Source organism: Nocardia sp. NPDC003269 (genome assembly GCF_042888005.1).
In the GTDB taxonomy this organism is placed as follows: domain Bacteria; phylum Actinomycetota; class Actinomycetes; order Mycobacteriales; family Mycobacteriaceae; genus Nocardia.
The window spans coordinates 319,303-334,201 of record NZ_JBIAPA010000002.1 but is presented as its reverse complement, the minus strand read 5'-3'; the positions used below and the strand labels follow the sequence as shown (position 1 = coordinate 334,201).

General features: G+C 70.1%; 12 protein-coding genes. 3 read left to right on the top strand and 9 right to left on the bottom strand.

Annotated elements, in window-relative coordinates:
* Nucleotides 1-16 precede the first annotated feature (16 nt).
* Complete coding sequence (locus tag ACFYWJ_RS12265) at nt 17-982, bottom strand: alpha/beta hydrolase family protein (protein WP_355276025.1); 966 nt, start codon at nt 980-982, stop codon at nt 17-19.
* An 80-nt stretch (nt 983-1,062) separates the two neighbouring features.
* Nucleotides 1,063-2,004: an NAD-dependent epimerase gene (locus ACFYWJ_RS12260; RefSeq protein ID WP_355276027.1), complete on the bottom strand. Its 942-nt coding sequence runs from the start codon at nt 2,002-2,004 to the stop codon at nt 1,063-1,065.
* Between the two features lie 129 nt (nt 2,005-2,133).
* On the opposite strand from ACFYWJ_RS12260, the gene ACFYWJ_RS12255 reads away from it, so the two are divergent.
* On the top strand, nt 2,134-3,081 hold the full coding sequence (locus tag ACFYWJ_RS12255; RefSeq protein ID WP_355276029.1) for a helix-turn-helix domain-containing protein: 948 nt from the start codon (nt 2,134-2,136) through the stop codon (nt 3,079-3,081).
* Here the strand turns inward: ACFYWJ_RS12255 and ACFYWJ_RS12250 are convergent.
* From ACFYWJ_RS12250 to ACFYWJ_RS12220, 7 genes are all read right to left on the bottom strand, one after another.
* Nucleotides 3,065-3,559 carry a hypothetical protein gene (locus ACFYWJ_RS12250; protein ID WP_355276031.1) on the bottom strand — a complete coding sequence of 165 codons (495 nt, stop codon included), beginning with the start codon at nt 3,557-3,559 and terminating at the stop codon, nt 3,065-3,067. The genes ACFYWJ_RS12255 and ACFYWJ_RS12250 overlap by 17 nt on opposite strands.
* Nucleotides 3,560-4,366: 807 nt before the next feature.
* Nucleotides 4,367-5,065, bottom strand: coding sequence for a CbiX/SirB N-terminal domain-containing protein (locus tag ACFYWJ_RS12245; protein WP_355276538.1), 699 nt, complete (start codon nt 5,063-5,065; stop codon nt 4,367-4,369).
* Between the two features lie 71 nt (nt 5,066-5,136).
* A complete protein-coding gene (locus ACFYWJ_RS12240) occupies nt 5,137-6,381 on the bottom strand; it encodes a uroporphyrinogen-III synthase (RefSeq protein ID WP_355276032.1) in 1,245 nt (414 codons plus the stop codon).
* Between the two features lie 4 nt (nt 6,382-6,385).
* The gene (gene nirD / locus ACFYWJ_RS12235; RefSeq protein WP_355276034.1) at nt 6,386-6,787 is read right to left on the bottom strand and encodes a nitrite reductase small subunit NirD; all 402 of its coding nucleotides are present in this window, start codon (nt 6,785-6,787) and stop codon (nt 6,386-6,388) included.
* Nucleotides 6,788-6,850: 63 nt separating this feature from the next.
* Nucleotides 6,851-9,400 carry a nitrite reductase large subunit NirB gene (gene nirB / locus ACFYWJ_RS12230; protein WP_355276035.1) on the bottom strand — a complete coding sequence of 850 codons (2,550 nt, stop codon included), beginning with the start codon at nt 9,398-9,400 and terminating at the stop codon, nt 6,851-6,853.
* A gap of 31 nt (nt 9,401-9,431) precedes the next feature.
* Entirely contained in the window at nt 9,432-10,892 is a 1,461-nt protein-coding gene (locus ACFYWJ_RS12225) for a nitrate/nitrite transporter (protein ID WP_355276037.1), read from the bottom strand.
* Between the two features lie 265 nt (nt 10,893-11,157).
* The gene (locus ACFYWJ_RS12220; RefSeq protein WP_355276038.1) at nt 11,158-12,414 is read right to left on the bottom strand and encodes an MFS transporter; all 1,257 of its coding nucleotides are present in this window, start codon (nt 12,412-12,414) and stop codon (nt 11,158-11,160) included.
* Between the two features lie 65 nt (nt 12,415-12,479).
* On the opposite strand from ACFYWJ_RS12220, the gene ACFYWJ_RS12215 reads away from it, so the two are divergent.
* Entirely contained in the window at nt 12,480-13,151 is a 672-nt protein-coding gene (locus ACFYWJ_RS12215) for a FadR/GntR family transcriptional regulator (protein WP_355276039.1), read from the top strand.
* A gap of 208 nt (nt 13,152-13,359) precedes the next feature.
* A complete protein-coding gene (locus ACFYWJ_RS12210) occupies nt 13,360-14,844 on the top strand; it encodes a nitrate/nitrite transporter (protein WP_355276041.1) in 1,485 nt (494 codons plus the stop codon).
* Nucleotides 14,845-14,899 lie beyond the last annotated feature (55 nt).

Below are 14,899 nucleotides of genomic sequence, written 5' to 3'. Positions count from 1 at the left end.
GGGGCACCGACAGCTTTCAGATGCCGAGGGCGGCGGCGAACATCGGCCACGAGTCGTGCACGTCGTCCTGCCAGTACGGCCAGGCGTGTGTGCCCGCGGCGCGGAAGCGCACGTCGGCGGGGATGCCGAGCTGGGCGAGCCGGGCCGCCATCGGGCCGGTGCAGCTGCCTGCCACGGCCTCCATCGTGCCGCCGACCAGCAGCCGGTCGACCAGGACGCCGAGATTGCCCGCGATGCTCGGATCGTTGATCGCCTCGTGCTGCCCGGGAATGCCGTTGCCCGCGGACAGGTAGATGGCGGTGCCGCGCAGGCGTTCGGCCTGCACGACCGGATCGTTGATGGTCCAGGCCGGATCGATCGGGCCGCCCCACATATTGGTGGCGTCCGCGGCGAAGGTCGCCAGCTGGGCGCGCACCAGCGCCTGCGCCACGGGGCTCGCGGTCTGGGTGCAGCCACTGAACGCGCCGACCGCGCGGTACAGGCCGGGCGCGGCGATGGCCAGGTTCAGCGCCGAGGTGGCCGACATCGACAGACCGGCGACCGCGTTGGCGCCGGTCGTGCCGAACCGCTGAGCCAGCAGCGGCGGGAGTTCGCCGGTGAGGAAGGTGGTCCACTTGTTGCGGCCAAGGATCGCGTCGTCGCGCTGCCAGTCGGTGTACATGCTGGCCCGGCCGCCGATCGGGACGACCACGTTGACCGGCTTGTCGGCGAAGAAATCGACCACGTCGGTGCGCCGCATCCACGGCCCGCCGCTCTCCCCGCCGTCGACCGCGTTCAGCAGGTACAGCGTGGGCGCGCCAGCGCCGGGATGCGACAGCCACAGCGTGATCGGCCGGTTCATCGCCGCCGAATACACGACCACTTCGTACTGCCTGCCACCGAGCGGCCGGACGTCGATGATTCCCGGTTCGGCCGACGCGGGCGGCGCGATCACGAACCCACAGCCGAGCAGGACGAGCACACAGCACAGGAGCCGACGCATACTCCGAGCATGCCCTACCGAACAGCCGATATGCGGCATTGACCGGCCCGTGTCCGTCTCCTAGCACCGCTCTGGCAAACCTAGGGCATCTCCGCTTTCGCGGTGCTCGAAGCACCCGAGGGCAGGACCGCGCGCAGCACGTCGTCGAGCGCGGAGGCGGTGACGCCGAAGGTGGCGCGCAGGGCGGAATCGTCGGCAACGAACTCGCGGTGCGACATGTGCGCTGTCTCGAACAGCTCGCCCCAGAACGGATCGCCCTGCGCCAGCTCGGTGATCTCGGCGTCGGTGAGCACGGCGAGGTCGGGCTCTGGCGCACCGGCCAGCGCCGCCAGCCTGCTCGCGACCGTACGCACCGTGGTGGTGAGCATCGGCGCGTGCCAGGCCCGGCCCCACGCGCGATCGTCGCGGGCGACGGCGACCAGCGCGGCCGCGGCGTCGTCGATCGCGGTGAACGAATGCGCCAGGTCCAGCGCCTGCGGCACCCGGGCCCGCGCACCCGCCAGCACGGCGGGCTGCACCAGCAGGGAGAAGACCGAGACGGCGCCGGCGCCGAGGAACTGACCGGCGCGCACCTCGGTGACGCGCAGCCTGCCCGCCTCGTGCGCGGCCAGCGCCTCGGTCCACATCCTGGCCCTGACCTCGCCCTTGCTGCCGGTGGCGGCCAGCGGGGTCGTCTCGTCGACGACGCCGTCGACGGGGCCGTAGCCGTAGAGGTTGCCCATCATCACCAGGTTCGCGCCGGTGGCTTCGGCGGCCGCCCGGATCGAACCGAACAGCGGCGGAACGGTTTCCGGCCAGGTGTGATAAGCGGGCATGGCGAGGTTGAACACCGTCGCGGCGCCGGTGGCGTGCTCGATCAGCGCGGTGGTGTCGGTGGCGTCGAGGGCGACGCGGTCGATCCCGGGGTGCTCGGGACCGAGGCCGCCGCGGCTGATCATCGTCACCCGGTCACCGGACTCGGCGAGGAGCAAAGCGGCCGCGGACGCGGTGGCACCGCGACCGATCACGACATGCTCGGTCATGTGAATTCCCTTTCCCAGCAGGTACTTTCGCGCGATCCGGCGACGGTTCGCCGGGTGCGAAGTCAACGATGCCGGGCGCGGGCGGGCTAGACTAGTGGCCGGAATGCCAGCTATCCCAAGGATCAGGCCATGAAGACAGTCGCCGTCGTCGCCGTGCCCCCGGTGAAGTCCTTCGACCTGGCCATGCCGGGATCGCTGATGGAATCGGTGACCATCGACGGGGCACCGGGCTATCGGGTGCTCGTATGCACCGCCGAACCCGGTGTGGTGCTCGCGAACTCGGGCGGGTTCGATGTGGTGATCCCGCACGGTCTCGAGGTGCTGGAATCGGCCGACACCGTGATCGTGCCCAGTACCGGCGCGCGGACCGGCGCCGATCCGGCCATCCTGGCCGCGCTGCGCGCCGCCGCCGAGCGGGGCACCCTGGTCACCTCGATCTGTAGCGGCGCCTTCGTGCTGGCCCAGGCGGGGCTACTCGAGGGGCGCACCGCCACCACGCACTGGGGTCTGGCCGACGAACTGGCCGGTGCGCATCCGGGAGTCCGGGTGCGCACCGACGCGCTGTTCGTCGAGGACGGCCCGGTCACCACCTCGGCGGGCGCCGCCGCCGGAATCGACCTGTGCCTGCACCTGATCCGCCGGGACTACGGCGCCACCGTCGCCAACGAGGCGGCCCGCGCCGCCGTGGTGACCCCGGTGCGCCCCGGCGGCCAGGCCCAGTTCGTCGACACCCCGCTCCCGCCGGACGACGACCTCTCGCTCTCGGCCACCCGCGCCTGGGCGCTGACCCGCCTCGACACTCCCCTGTCGCTACGCGACCTCGCCGCGCACGCCACCACGAGCGTGCGCACGCTGACCCGGCGCTTCCACGAGGAGACCGGGCTCAGCCCGCAGAAATGGCTGCTGCACCAGCGTCTGCACCGGGCCAGGGAGCTGCTGGAGTCGACGTCGCTGCCGATCGACCAGGTGGCCAGGCACAGCGGGATCGGGTCGGCGGAGTCGTTGCGACAGCACATGATCCGCCAGCTCGGCGTCCCCCCGAGCACCTACCGGGCGAACTTCACCACGGCCCGGTAGGCGGGTAGGGCTGATACCCCGGCGGCGGAGCCTTGGCGAAGAAGGCGGCGGACCGGGGGTTCCAGAGCAGGATCACCGCGGCCAGACCGATGAGCACGAGCACCACGGTGAAGGCCAGCGATTGCGGGTCGGCGCCGGTTCCGGTGGCGAGCGCGCTGATCACGCTGACGGCCGAGGACAGCACATTGAGGCCGAAGAACACCGTGCCCGTAATGCGGGCCCAGTTCTTGCCCGCCCGGCAGGCGAAGGCCATCCACACCCACAGCCCCGTCGTCACCAGCGAGGTCAGGATGCCACCCGCGAGGCCCGCGTACACGAGGACGTCCAGATCGTCGCCGCGGAACACCCCGCCCGAGGCGTCGAGCGCGTCGGAGCGGATCTTGTCGATGGTGGTCAGCATGTAGGCGGCACTCAGCACAGTCACCACCGCGCCCGCCAGCATCACATAGAACGCGATCTGCACATTCTGCGGAACCACTTTCGGCCCCGCGTCAACCGGCGCGGCCGCCGGATAGGGCGTCGCCGAGGGATACGGCACCTGCCCACCGGGCACAGGCGGCGGGTAGGCAGCCTGCCCACCGGGCACAGGCGGCGGGTACGCAGCCTGTCCGCCGGGCACAGGCAGCGGGTACGCAGCCTGTCCGCCGGGCACCGCATGCGGATACGGCGCCTGCCCACCGGGTGCATCCTGTGGATGAGGCGCTTGCCCACCGGGGGCGGCCTGCGCGTAGGGCGTCGGGCCGTTCGACCCGGCCTGCGCGTAGGGCGCCTCGGGTTGCCCTGAGGCGTTCGAAAATTGCTGGGGCGCAGCTGGATTCGGATAGGGCTCCCCCGCCACGCCCGGATAGGGCAGGGGTGTAGCCGAATTCGGGTAGGGCACTTCCCCCGCTCCCGGATAGGGCGGGGGTGTGGCCGGATTCGGGTAGGGCGCCCCCGCCGCGCCCGGATAGGGCGGCGGGTACGACGCCCCGGTACTCGGCGGCGGCACGGCCGGATTCGGGTAGGGCACGGGTCCCCCGGCGCCGCTCGGAGGCGGTGGTACCGCCGCGCCGGGGTTGGCCGGTGCCTGCGGAACCGCGTCGGGATACGACGTCAGCTCGTCCTGCTCTGGTCGCGGACCGTCGTGATCCGCCGACGAATCTGGCACGGTGCCCCCTCCTGTGAAGTCGGGCCCAACTCTAGTCGTCGGAACCCGCCCTCACCGGACAGCGACAACGCGCGTCCGGCCCGTGTGAGCCGTCGCGCGCGGCGGCGGCGCACCTCGGCGCGGGCTGGAACGGATCGGTCAGCGCACCCGGGCGCGGACGAGTTCCCGTGCGGCCGTGCGGTATCGGTCGGCGATCAGCCGGACCACCGCGGGGTGCACACCGATCGGCTCCGCGACGCCGTCGGCGCCCGCGTCGTGCAGACGCTGGTGGAACAGGCCGTGGGCCAGCAGGTAGGAGGCGATGAAGACCCGCCCCGCACCGGATTCCCGCAGTTCGGCGACGACCTCGGGCACGCGCGGCGCACCGGTCGCGACGTAGGCGATCCGCACCGGAACGCCGAGCTGCTCGGCGAGCATGCCCGCCGCCCGGCGGACATCCTGGCGGGCCCGCGCGTCCGACGATCCCGCGGCGGCGAAGACCACCGCGTCACCGGGACGCCAGCCCGCGGCGCGAAGGCGCACCGCCATGATCCGGGTCAGCGCCGGATCGGGGCCCATGGCCGCGGTCACCGCGACCTCGGTGTGCCCGCTCTCGTCGACCTCGCGCGGCACGTCCTGATAGACGTGGTATCCCGAAGCCAGGAACGCGGGCACCACGACGGCCGGGCCGTCGAGGTCGCGCAGCACCTCCGACGGCGACGGACCGAGCACGTCGACGAAGGCGGTGCGCAGCGCGGCGTTGGGCGCCGCGCCCTCGGCTTCGGTGCCGTCGGCGCCGCGCCCCGAAACCGCGGCGCCGAGTTCGGCGGCCACCGCGTCGGCGAGCGCGGCGATCATCTCCACGCCGCGCGCGCTGCGGGTGCCGTGCGCGACGAGCACCAGGGCCGGCTCACCCGGCCGCGCGGTGCTCACCAGACGCCGATCGGTTGCGCCGGTCGCGGCGACCGGGCGGGCGTGCCGATCCCGGCCTGATGCGGCGGCTGCACCGGCGGCCTGCTCGCGGGCGGGTCGGAGCAGTCCGCGGCGTCGAGCGCGAGCCGGTAGCCGCGCTTGACCACGGTCTGGATCGCCTTGGGCGTGCCGAGACCGGCGCGCAGGCGGGCGATCGCGGTCTCCACCGCGTGGGTGTCGTCGCCACCGCCGGGCAGGGCCGAGAGCAGGTCCTCACGGGACACCACCCGGCCGGGCTGCCGGGCCAGCGACCGCATCAGCGCCATCGGCGCGGGCGCCAGCTGGCGCACCTCACCGTCGACGACGACACAGCCACCGCGCACGCTGATCAGATGACCGGCCGCGTAGATCCGGCTCGCCCGGCGCGGCAGTTCCTCGGCGACGTGGCGGGCCAGCGCACCGAGCCGCGCCCGGCCCGGCATGGTGGTCGGCACGCCGAGTTCCTCCAGCGGCGCGGCGGTGATCGGGCCGACGCAGGCCGCGAGCACCCGCCCGCGCAGCGCGTGCAGCACGGACTCGAGCAGGCCGGTCTCCTTGGCCCGCATCAGCATCGACGCCACCGCCGGAGCGCTGGTGAAGGTGACGCAGTCGAGGCTGCCGGAGATGATCGACTCGATCATGGCGTCCATCGGGCCACGATCGGCGGGCGGCTCCCACCGGTACACCGGGACCGGAACCACATCGGCGCCCGCGCAGCGCAGCACCTCGCAGAAGTCGGGAACCGGCTCCCACTCGGTGGTCGCGCCGTGCAGCTGCACCGCGATGCGGACCCCTTCGACGCCCTCGGCGAGCAGGTGATCGAGCACCTCGGCCGACGACTCCGAGGCAGGCGACCATTCCTCGCGCAGTTCGGCGGCGCGGATGGCGCCCTTGGCCTTGGGGCCGCGGGCCAGCATCCGGGTCGAGGCGAGCGTGTCGCGCAGCGTCTCGGCCAGGCCCCAGCCCTCGGCCGCTTCCATCCAGCCGCGGAAGCCGATGCCGGTGGTCGCGACGGTGATCTGCGGCGGATCGGCGATCAACAGCTCGGTGACGCGCTCAAGCTCGGTGTCGTCGGCCAGCGGGATGATGCGGATCGCGGGGGCGGACACCACGGTCGCGCCCTTGCGGGTGAGCAGGGTGCCGAATTCCTCGGCGCGGCGCGCGGCGGTGACGCCGATGGTGAAGCCGGCCAGACCGGGGCCGGTGTCGGTGGGAGAGGTCATGGAATCAGCCGTCCGAGGATTCGAGGGCCGAGACCTGCACCGGCTCGTTGGATACCGAGACGACGCCACCGTCGAGCTGGACGGCGTAGACCGGCAGGGACTTGGTCGCGTCGTCGAGACAGTTACCGTCGATCAGCGAGAAGGCCTGCTTGAGCAGCGGCGACGCGACGACGGGCACCCCGCCGCGATCACCGACGATGCCGCGCGACATCACCGCGGCCCGGCCGAACGGATCGATGTTGCCGACGGCGGCGAGCGTGCCGTCGGTGAGTAGGAACAGGGCGGCCTGCCTGCCGCCCCGGAGCAGGACAGCAACGCCGCGGCCCGGGATCAGGAAGTCGAGTCGGCACGCCTGAGTCCAGGTCGCCGTCTCCGTGGTGATGGTGGGTGTGTCGATAACGGTCATCGGTTCCTCCTCCGAACGCCTTACCTATTGGTACAGGCGCCCTGTTTCCGCAGGGTTAAGCGCCTATTTCCCGGCTGCTGCTGTGTCGGAGCCAACACCGGCGGGCATGCCGGGCAGGCCGAGAAGCACTGGTACCTTGCGCTCGCCGCTGTCGTCGAACGAGATGGTCGGGTCGGCTTCGTCAGGGGCGTTGACGAAGGAGACGAAGCGCGAGAGCTTGTTCTCGTCCTCGAGCACGGCGGCCCACTCGTCCTTGTAGCCGTCGACGTGCTTGGCCATCGCGGCCTCCAGGTCGTCGGCGATGCCGAGGCTGTCCTCGCACACGACGGCCTTGAGGTACTCGATGCCGCCCTCGAGCGCCTCCTGCCAGGGCGCGGTGCGCTGCAGGCGGTCGGCGGTGCGGATGTAGAACATCAGGTAGCGGTCGATGTAGCGGATCAGCGTCTCGTCGTCGAGGTCACCGGCCAGCAGCACCGCGTGCTTCGGGGTCAGACCACCGTTGCCGCCGACGTAGAGGTTCCAGCCGTGCTCGGTGGCGATCACGCCGACGTCCTTGCCGCGGGCCTCGGCGCACTCGCGGGCGCAGCCCGAGACGGCCAGCTTCAGCTTGTGCGGCGAGCGCAGGCCGCGGTAGCGCTTCTCCAGCAGCACGGCCATGCCGACCGAGTCCTGCTGGCCGTAACGGCACCAGGTGGAACCGACGCAGCTCTTGACGGTGCGCAGCGACTTGCCGTACGCGTGGCCCGACTCCATCCCGGCGTCGACCAGGCGCTTCCAGATCAGCGGCAGCTGCTCCACGGTCGCGCCGAACAGGTCGATGCGCTGGCCACCGGTGACCTTGACGTAGAGGTCGAACTCCTTGGCGACCTCACCGATGACGATCAGCTGCTCGGCGGTGACCTCACCACCGGGCATCCGCGGCACCACCGAGTAGGTGCCGTTCTTCTGCATGTTGGCCAGGAAGTGGTCGTTGGTGTCCTGCAGCGCCGCCTGCTCGCCGTCGAGGATGTGATCGCTCGAGGTCGAGGCCAGGATCGAGGCGACGGTCGGCTTGCAGATGTCGCAGCCGGTGCCCTTGCCGTGCTTGGCGATCAGCTCGGAGAAGGTGCGGATGCCGGTGACCTGCACGACCTGGAACAGCTCGGCACGCGACTGGCTGAAGTGCTCGCACAGCGCCTTGGACATCTCCACGCCGGACTGCTCGAGCAGCTTCTTGATCATCGGCACACAGCCACCGCAGGAGGTGCCGGCGTTGGTGCAGCTCTTGATGCCGGGGATGTCGCAGGCGCCGTCGGCGATGGCGCCGCAGATCGCGCCCTTGCTGACGTTGTTGCAGGAGCAGATCTGGGCGTCGTCAGGCAGCGCGTCGGCGCCCAGCTCGGCGCCCGCGGGCGAGATCAGCGCGGCGGCGTCGGCGGGCAGCGGGCGGCCGACCAGCGGGCGCAGGGCCGCGTACTGGCTGGCGTCACCGACGAGGATGCCGCCGAGCAGGGTCTGCGCGTCGTCGGAGACGACCAGCTTGGCGTAGGTGCCCTTGGCCGCGTCGTGCAGCACGACCTCGAGCGCGCCGTCGGTGGTGCCGTGCGCGTCACCGAAGGAGGCGACGTCGACACCCATCAGCTTCAGCTTGGTGGACATGTCGGCGCCGGGGAACTCGCCCGCGCCGCCGAGCAGCCGGTCGGCGACGATCTCGGCGGTGGTGTAGCCGGGGGCGACCAGGCCGTAGCAGATGCCCTCGATCGCGGCGCACTCACCGATCGCGTAGACGCTCGGGTCCGAGGTCTGCAGGGTGACATCGGTCAGGATGCCGCCGCGGGCGCCGATCTCCAGGCCGGCGGCCTTGGCCAGCGCGTCGTGCGGACGGATACCGGCCGAGAACACCACCAGCGAGGCGTGGATCTCCGACTCGTCCGACAGGTGCAGGGTGACGTTGTTCGCCCCCTCCTCCTCGATCGAGACGATCTTGGCGGTGCCCACGCCGGTGTGCACGTTGAGGCCGATGTCGGTGACCAGCTTCTCCAGGATCGCGCCACCACCGGCGTCGACCTGGGCGGGCATCAGGCGGTCGTTGTACTCGATGACGTGCGGGGTCATGCCCATCAGCCGCAGGGCGTTGGCGGCCTCCAGGCCGAGCAGACCGCCACCGACGACGACGCCGTGCGCGCCGGGACCGGCCGCGTCGGCGGCGGCGCGGATGCCGTCGAGGTCGTCGATGGTGCGGTAGACGAAGCACTCGGGCAGGTCGTGACCGGGCACCGGCGGGACGAACGGGTAGGAACCGGTGGCCATGACCAGCGCGTCGTAGGCGATGACGTCGCCGTTGGAGCTGGTGACGGTCTTGGCCGCGGTGTCGATGGACTCGCCGCGCTGGCCCAGCCGCAGGTCGACCAGGGGGTCGCCGTCGTAGGTGTTACCGGGCAGCGCGAGCTCCTCGGCCTTCCAGCTGCCGACGTAGTAGGACAGGCCGACGCGGTCGTAGGCGGGCAGCTTCTCCTCGGAGAGGATGACGACCTGCCACTGACCGGCCTCGTCGCGCGAGCGCAGGGCCTCGACGAAGCGGTGACCGACCATGCCGTGGCCGACCACGACCACTGTCTTGCGAGTGCTGTTCATGAGAGTGACCTCCTTGGTTGTGGTCGGGTAGTCAGCGAGCCGACGTAGTGGCCGACGAAGCGTTGTTTTCGGCCTCGAGGACCAGGGACTCGGCCTCGACCACGACATCGGAGTCGGCAGGCACGGTGGACAGACGGGGACGGCGCAGGAACACCGTCCAGGTGACGGCCGCGCAGAGCACGTAGAAGGCGAGGAACACCCAGAACGCGGTGGTGGCCGAGGAGGTGCTGGCGTAGGAGCTGCGCAGCACCATGTTGATGCCGACGCCGCCGAGGGAGCCGATCGCGCCGACGAAGCCGATCAGCGCGCCGCCGGCGTTCTGCGACCAGGCGGCCTGCTCGGCCCGCGGGAGCGGCAGGCTCTTGGACTTGGCCTCGAACACCGACGGGATGATCTTGGTGACGGCGCCGTTGCCGAAACCGGAGAGCACGAACAGGGCGATGAAGCCGACGACCAGCAGGGCCATGGTGGCGCCGGAGGCGACCCCGTTGTTGCGGTCGGCCATCGTCGAGGCGGCGATCACGATCAGCGCGGCGGCCATCATGGCACCGAAGGTGCCGAGCGCGACCCTGCTGCCGCCGATCCGGTCGGCCATCTTGCCGCCGTAGGGGCGGGCCAGCGAACCGAGCAGCGGGCCGATGAAGGCGATCGAGGCGGCGTGCACGGCGGCCTGGGCGGCGGTGTCGCCACCGGCCTTGAAGCTGATCTGCAGGATCTGGCCGAAGGCGAAGCTGTAGCCGATGAACGAACCGAAGGTGCCGATGTAGAGGAAGGCGATCGCCCAGGACTGCGGCACCTTCAGTGCCTTGCCCATGGAGGACAGGTCGGCCTGCTGGTTGGTCAGGTTGTCCATGTACAGCGCCGCGCCGACCGCGGTGACACCGACGAGGACCAGGTAGATCGCGCAGATGAGGTAGGCGTAGTCGCCGCCGAGGGTGACCAGCACCAGCAGGCCCAGCAGCTGGATCACCGGGACACCGATATTGCCGCCGCCCGCGTTCATGCCCAGCGCCCAGCCCTTGAGCCGCTGCGGGTAGAAGGCGTTGATGTTGGTCATCGACGAGGCGAAGTTGCCGCCACCGATGCCGGCGAACGCGGCCACGACCAGGAACGTCGTGTACGAGGTACCCGGCTGGGTGACGAAGTACAGCGTCAGCAGCAGCGGGACCACCAGCAGCAGCGCGCTGAAGATCGTCCAGTTGCGGCCGCCGAAGCGGGCGGTGGCCACGGTGTAGGGGATCCGCAGGAACCCGCCGACCAGGGTGGGCAACGCGACCAGGAAGAACTTGCCCGCCGGGTCGATGCCGAACTTGTCGGCGGGCATGAACAGCACCATCACCGACCAGATCGACCACACCGAGAACCCGATGTGCTCGGCGAAGACCGACCAGATCAGGTTGCGCTTGGCAATGTCCTTGCCGCCGGCCTCCCAGGCCGCGACATCTTCGGCATCCCAGTGCTCGATGTCGTGGTTACGCTTCAGCGTGCTCAAGTTGGGCCTCCCAAAAGTGCGATGGCCCAACGGTAGGAAATGGGTATTGCCGGAATGCTGCGGGAAATGTCGCGCGAATCAACGGTTTCTCACCTACGCCACTCAGAGCGCGTGAGATCGGCCCTTTTGTTTCCGGCGTGTGACACAACGATTTCCGCAGGTAAGGAAGCGGCCAGAAATCGTCGGAATCACCCGTGAGGGTGTGACGTACACAGCATTACCCTCGACGCACACGCGCGCAACTCGAGCGGTGAGATTTCCCGGCTCAATTCCAGGTGTCTTCGAGCATGCGCGGCTTGCACGCCTGCCAGGCACCCGCCAGCAGCACGCCGAGGGCGACCAGGAGCATGCCGAACGGGGCCGCCCAGCCGCCGGTCCACGTGTGCAGCATCCCGAACAGCAACGGTCCGACGCAGGCCACCGCGTAGCCGACGCCCTGGGTGAACCCGGACAGCGCCGCCGACCCCCGCGGGGTGCGGGTACGCAGGTTGATCAGCGTCAGCGCCATCGGGAAGGTGCTCGGGCCCAGCCCCAGCAGCACCACCCACAGCACCGGGGCGCCCATGGGCGCGATCAGCAGACCGGCGAAGGCGATGACGAACAGCACCATGCAGCCGACCACGACGGGGAACGGATTACGCATCCGCGAGACCACGGTCGGCGCGCCCAGCGCGGGGATCAGGCCCATGAGCGCGAACAGGCCGACCATGCTGCCGCCGAAGCCCGCGCTCGCGCCCGCGTCGGACAGGATCTTGGGCAGCCAGGCGAACATGGCGTAGGTGGTCAGCGAGGTCATGCCGAACATCGCGGCCATCCCCCAGGCCACCGGCGAACGCCACACTTTGCCTGTGGCCGTTGACGATTCGGCGGGCAGGGCGGTGACGTCGTGGCGGTCGCGGCCCTTGCGGTCGCGCAGCACGAACACCCACGGCACCGCGGCGGCGAAGCCGACCAGCGCCCACACCCCCATCGAGATCCGCCAGCCGTGGTCCTGCGCCAGCGGCACCGCGACGAACGCGGGCACGACGGTGCTCAGCTGCACCATCACGATGTAGAGGGAGCTGATCGCGGCCAGCTGATCGGCGAAGTACCGCTTCACCAGCGGCGGGATCACCACATTGCCGATGCCCATGCCGAGCAGCACCACCGCGGAGAACCCGAGCAGTTCCCCGGTGCCACCCGCGAACGCGCGCACCAGCGACCCGGCCCCGGCCAGCAGCATCGCCAGCAGCACCGTGCGCTCGAGCCCGTACCGGCGCACCAGCAGCGGCGCGACCAGCCCGGCGAGGCCGAACATCGCGGTCGGCAGCATGCCGAACACCCCGACGATCGCCGTCCCGTACCCGATATCCGCGCCGATCTCCTCCGCCAGCGGACTGAACGCGGTCACCGCGGCCCGCAGGGTGAGGGCCGACATGACAATGGCCGCCAGCACGAGCAGGCGGCCTTCGATCAGCGCGCGGGTACGACTGCGCGTACCGGAATCGGGCAGAGTGCGGGCATCGGGGAGGGTCGCGGTCACTCGCAAATCATAGGATGACCCGATGATCGGTGCAATGATTTGTGAGCAGCGGTACCCTGGCTGACGTGCAACCCGTCCGGCGAACCAGCCTCATCGCTCAGGTCACCGAACAGCTTCGGGCCGAGATCCGTTCCGGCCGTTGGCCAGTGGGCCAACGGATCCCCACGGAACCCGAACTCACCGAGCTCACCGGGACCGGGCGCAACACCGTCCGCGAAGGCGTCCAGGCCCTCGTGCACGCGGGCATGCTCGAACGCCGCCAGGGCTCGGGCACCTATGTGATCGCCACCTCCGAGGTCGGCGGCACCCTGGGCAAGTACTTCGCCGACGCCGAGGAGCGCGACATCCTCGAACTCCGGCAGGCGCTCGACACCACCGCCGCGGGCCTGGCCGCCCGCCGCCGCGACGACGCCGACATCGCCACGCTGCGCCGCCTGCTCGCCGAGCGCAGCAACCGCAACTGGACCGAACCCGACCCGGTCGCCATCGCCGCCGACGTGGAACTACACCGTGCGATCGTCGTCGCCAGCCACAACGCGGTATACCTGGAGTTCTACGATTCGCTGCTGCCGATCATCGAGCACGTGATCCACGCGCGCACCGCCCGCTCCGACGACGCCTACGACACCGAGCACGCCGAACTCGTGCAGGCCGTGATCGACGGCGACGCCGACAAGGCGATGCAGGCGACGCGCTGCTTCCTCGGCTCGCTCATCGCCGAGTACCCGGATCGCTGAGAAAAGCGAACCGGCGGCTCTTCTACATCCAGGTTTCCAGCCGGTCACCGACCCGCGATTTCGGCGGTGAGCGTGAGTTGGCTGGAACGTCACCTGAGGCCATTGTCACGCAACAACCGGCTTCTACCTTTATCTCGACCCCGCAAGAAGCGCATCGAACGCCACGAAAGTCGATGCGCTTCTATCGAGCCCGATCGAGAGGAAGCCGATGACCGCAATCGCCGCCACCGGCCAGGAGACGGAATCCCCGTCCTTCGAATATCAGAAGAAGGGCCGCTGGCTGACCCAGTGGAACCCGGACAATCCGGAGTTCTGGGAAGCCGGCGGCAAGCAGACCGCCCGCAAGAACCTCTGGTTCTCGGTCTTCGCGGAGAACCTGGGCTTCAGCATCTGGGTGATCTGGGGCTCCATCGTCACCGCCATGGGCTCGGCCGGCTTCGAGTTCCTGGCCGGACTGGGCAAGGGCAACCCGACCGCGGTCAGCAACGCCCTGCTGCTGACCTCCATCCCGACCCTGGTCGGCGCCGCACTGCGCATCCCGTACACCTTCGCCGTCCCGAAGTTCGGTGGTCGCGCCTTCACCGCGTTCAGCGCGGCGATGCTGTTCATCCCGACCCTGGGCATCCTCTACTTCGTCAACCAGCCCGGCACCCCGATGTGGGTCTTCCTCGTGCTGGCCTCGCTGGCCGGTGTCGGTGGCGGTAACTTCTCGTCGTCGATGGCCAACATCTCGTTCTTCTTCCCCGAGGGCAAGAAGGGCGCCGCGCTGGGCCTCAACGCCGCGGGCGGAAACCTCGGCGTCGCGCAGACCCAGCTGATCGTGCCGCTGCTGATCACCTTCGGCACCCACATCATGGCCAAGGACGCGGGCGGTTTCCGCTTCGGCATCACCCTGGCGGTGCTGTTCTGGCTGCCGTTCATCGCGGTCGCCACCATCGGCGCGCTGTACTTCATGGACTCCATCGCCGAGGCGAAGTCCGACGGCAAGTCCTACAAGCTGGCCCTGACCAACCGGCACACCTGGATCATGGCCTTCCTCTACATCGGCACCTTCGGTTCGTTCATCGGCTTCTCCTTCGCCTTCCCGACCCTGATCAAGGCCACCTTCCCCGACCTGGCCAAGATCGGCTGGATCACCACCCTCGGTAACCTCGCCTTCCTCGGCGCGCTGGTCGGTTCGTTCAGCCGTCCGTTCGGCGGCTGGGTCTCCGACAAGATCGGCGGCGGCGCCAAGATCACCGTCTACGTCTTCGGTGGCATGTCGATCGCGGCCGCGTTCATCGTCCTCGCGGTGGACCTGAAGAGCTTCCCGCTCTACCTGGCGTCCTTCCTGGCGCTGTTCGTCCTGGCCGGCATCGGCAACGGTTCCACCTACCGGATGATCCCGTCGATCTTCAACGCGACCGCCAAGAAGTACGCCTCCGAGCACGGCATCGACATCGCCGAGGCCGCCATCTCGGCCAAGCGCCAGGCCGGCGCCGCCATCGGTGTCATCGGCGCGGTCGGCGCCGCGGGTGGCTTCGTCGTCCAGCAGGCGCTGCGCCTGTCCAACGTCCACCTCAAGACCATGGCCCCCGCCTTCTGGGCCTACGCCGCGGTGTTCCTGGTGATGGCGGCGGTCACCTGGTGGTGCTACCTGCGCACCAACTTCGCCACCGACCGGGCGCCCTCGCTGGCCTACGCCAGCGTCTGATCCACCCAGCGAGACCCCGAAAGCCACGTTCGGCTCCCCTCACCGAACGTGGCTT

Bases quoted from the DNA above. Each gene is read 5' to 3' on its own strand.
- ACFYWJ_RS12265 (WP_355276025.1), bottom strand. From the start codon at position 982: ATGCGTCGGCTCCTGTGCTGTGTGCTCGTCCTGCTCGGCTGTGGGTTC.
- ACFYWJ_RS12255 (WP_355276029.1), top strand. From the start codon at position 2,134: ATGAAGACAGTCGCCGTCGTCGCCGTGCCCCCGGTGAAGTCCTTCGAC.
- ACFYWJ_RS12260 (WP_355276027.1), bottom strand. From the start codon at position 2,004: ATGACCGAGCATGTCGTGATCGGTCGCGGTGCCACCGCGTCCGCGGCC.
- nirB (WP_355276035.1), bottom strand. From the start codon at position 9,400: ATGAACAGCACTCGCAAGACAGTGGTCGTGGTCGGCCACGGCATGGTC.
- ACFYWJ_RS12245 (WP_355276538.1), bottom strand. From the start codon at position 5,065: ATGATCGCCGCGCTCGCCGACGCGGTGGCCGCCGAACTCGGCGCCGCG.
- nirD (WP_355276034.1), bottom strand. From the start codon at position 6,787: ATGACCGTTATCGACACACCCACCATCACCACGGAGACGGCGACCTGG.
- ACFYWJ_RS12210 (WP_355276041.1), top strand. From the start codon at position 13,360: ATGACCGCAATCGCCGCCACCGGCCAGGAGACGGAATCCCCGTCCTTC.
- ACFYWJ_RS12240 (WP_355276032.1), bottom strand. From the start codon at position 6,381: ATGACCTCTCCCACCGACACCGGCCCCGGTCTGGCCGGCTTCACCATC.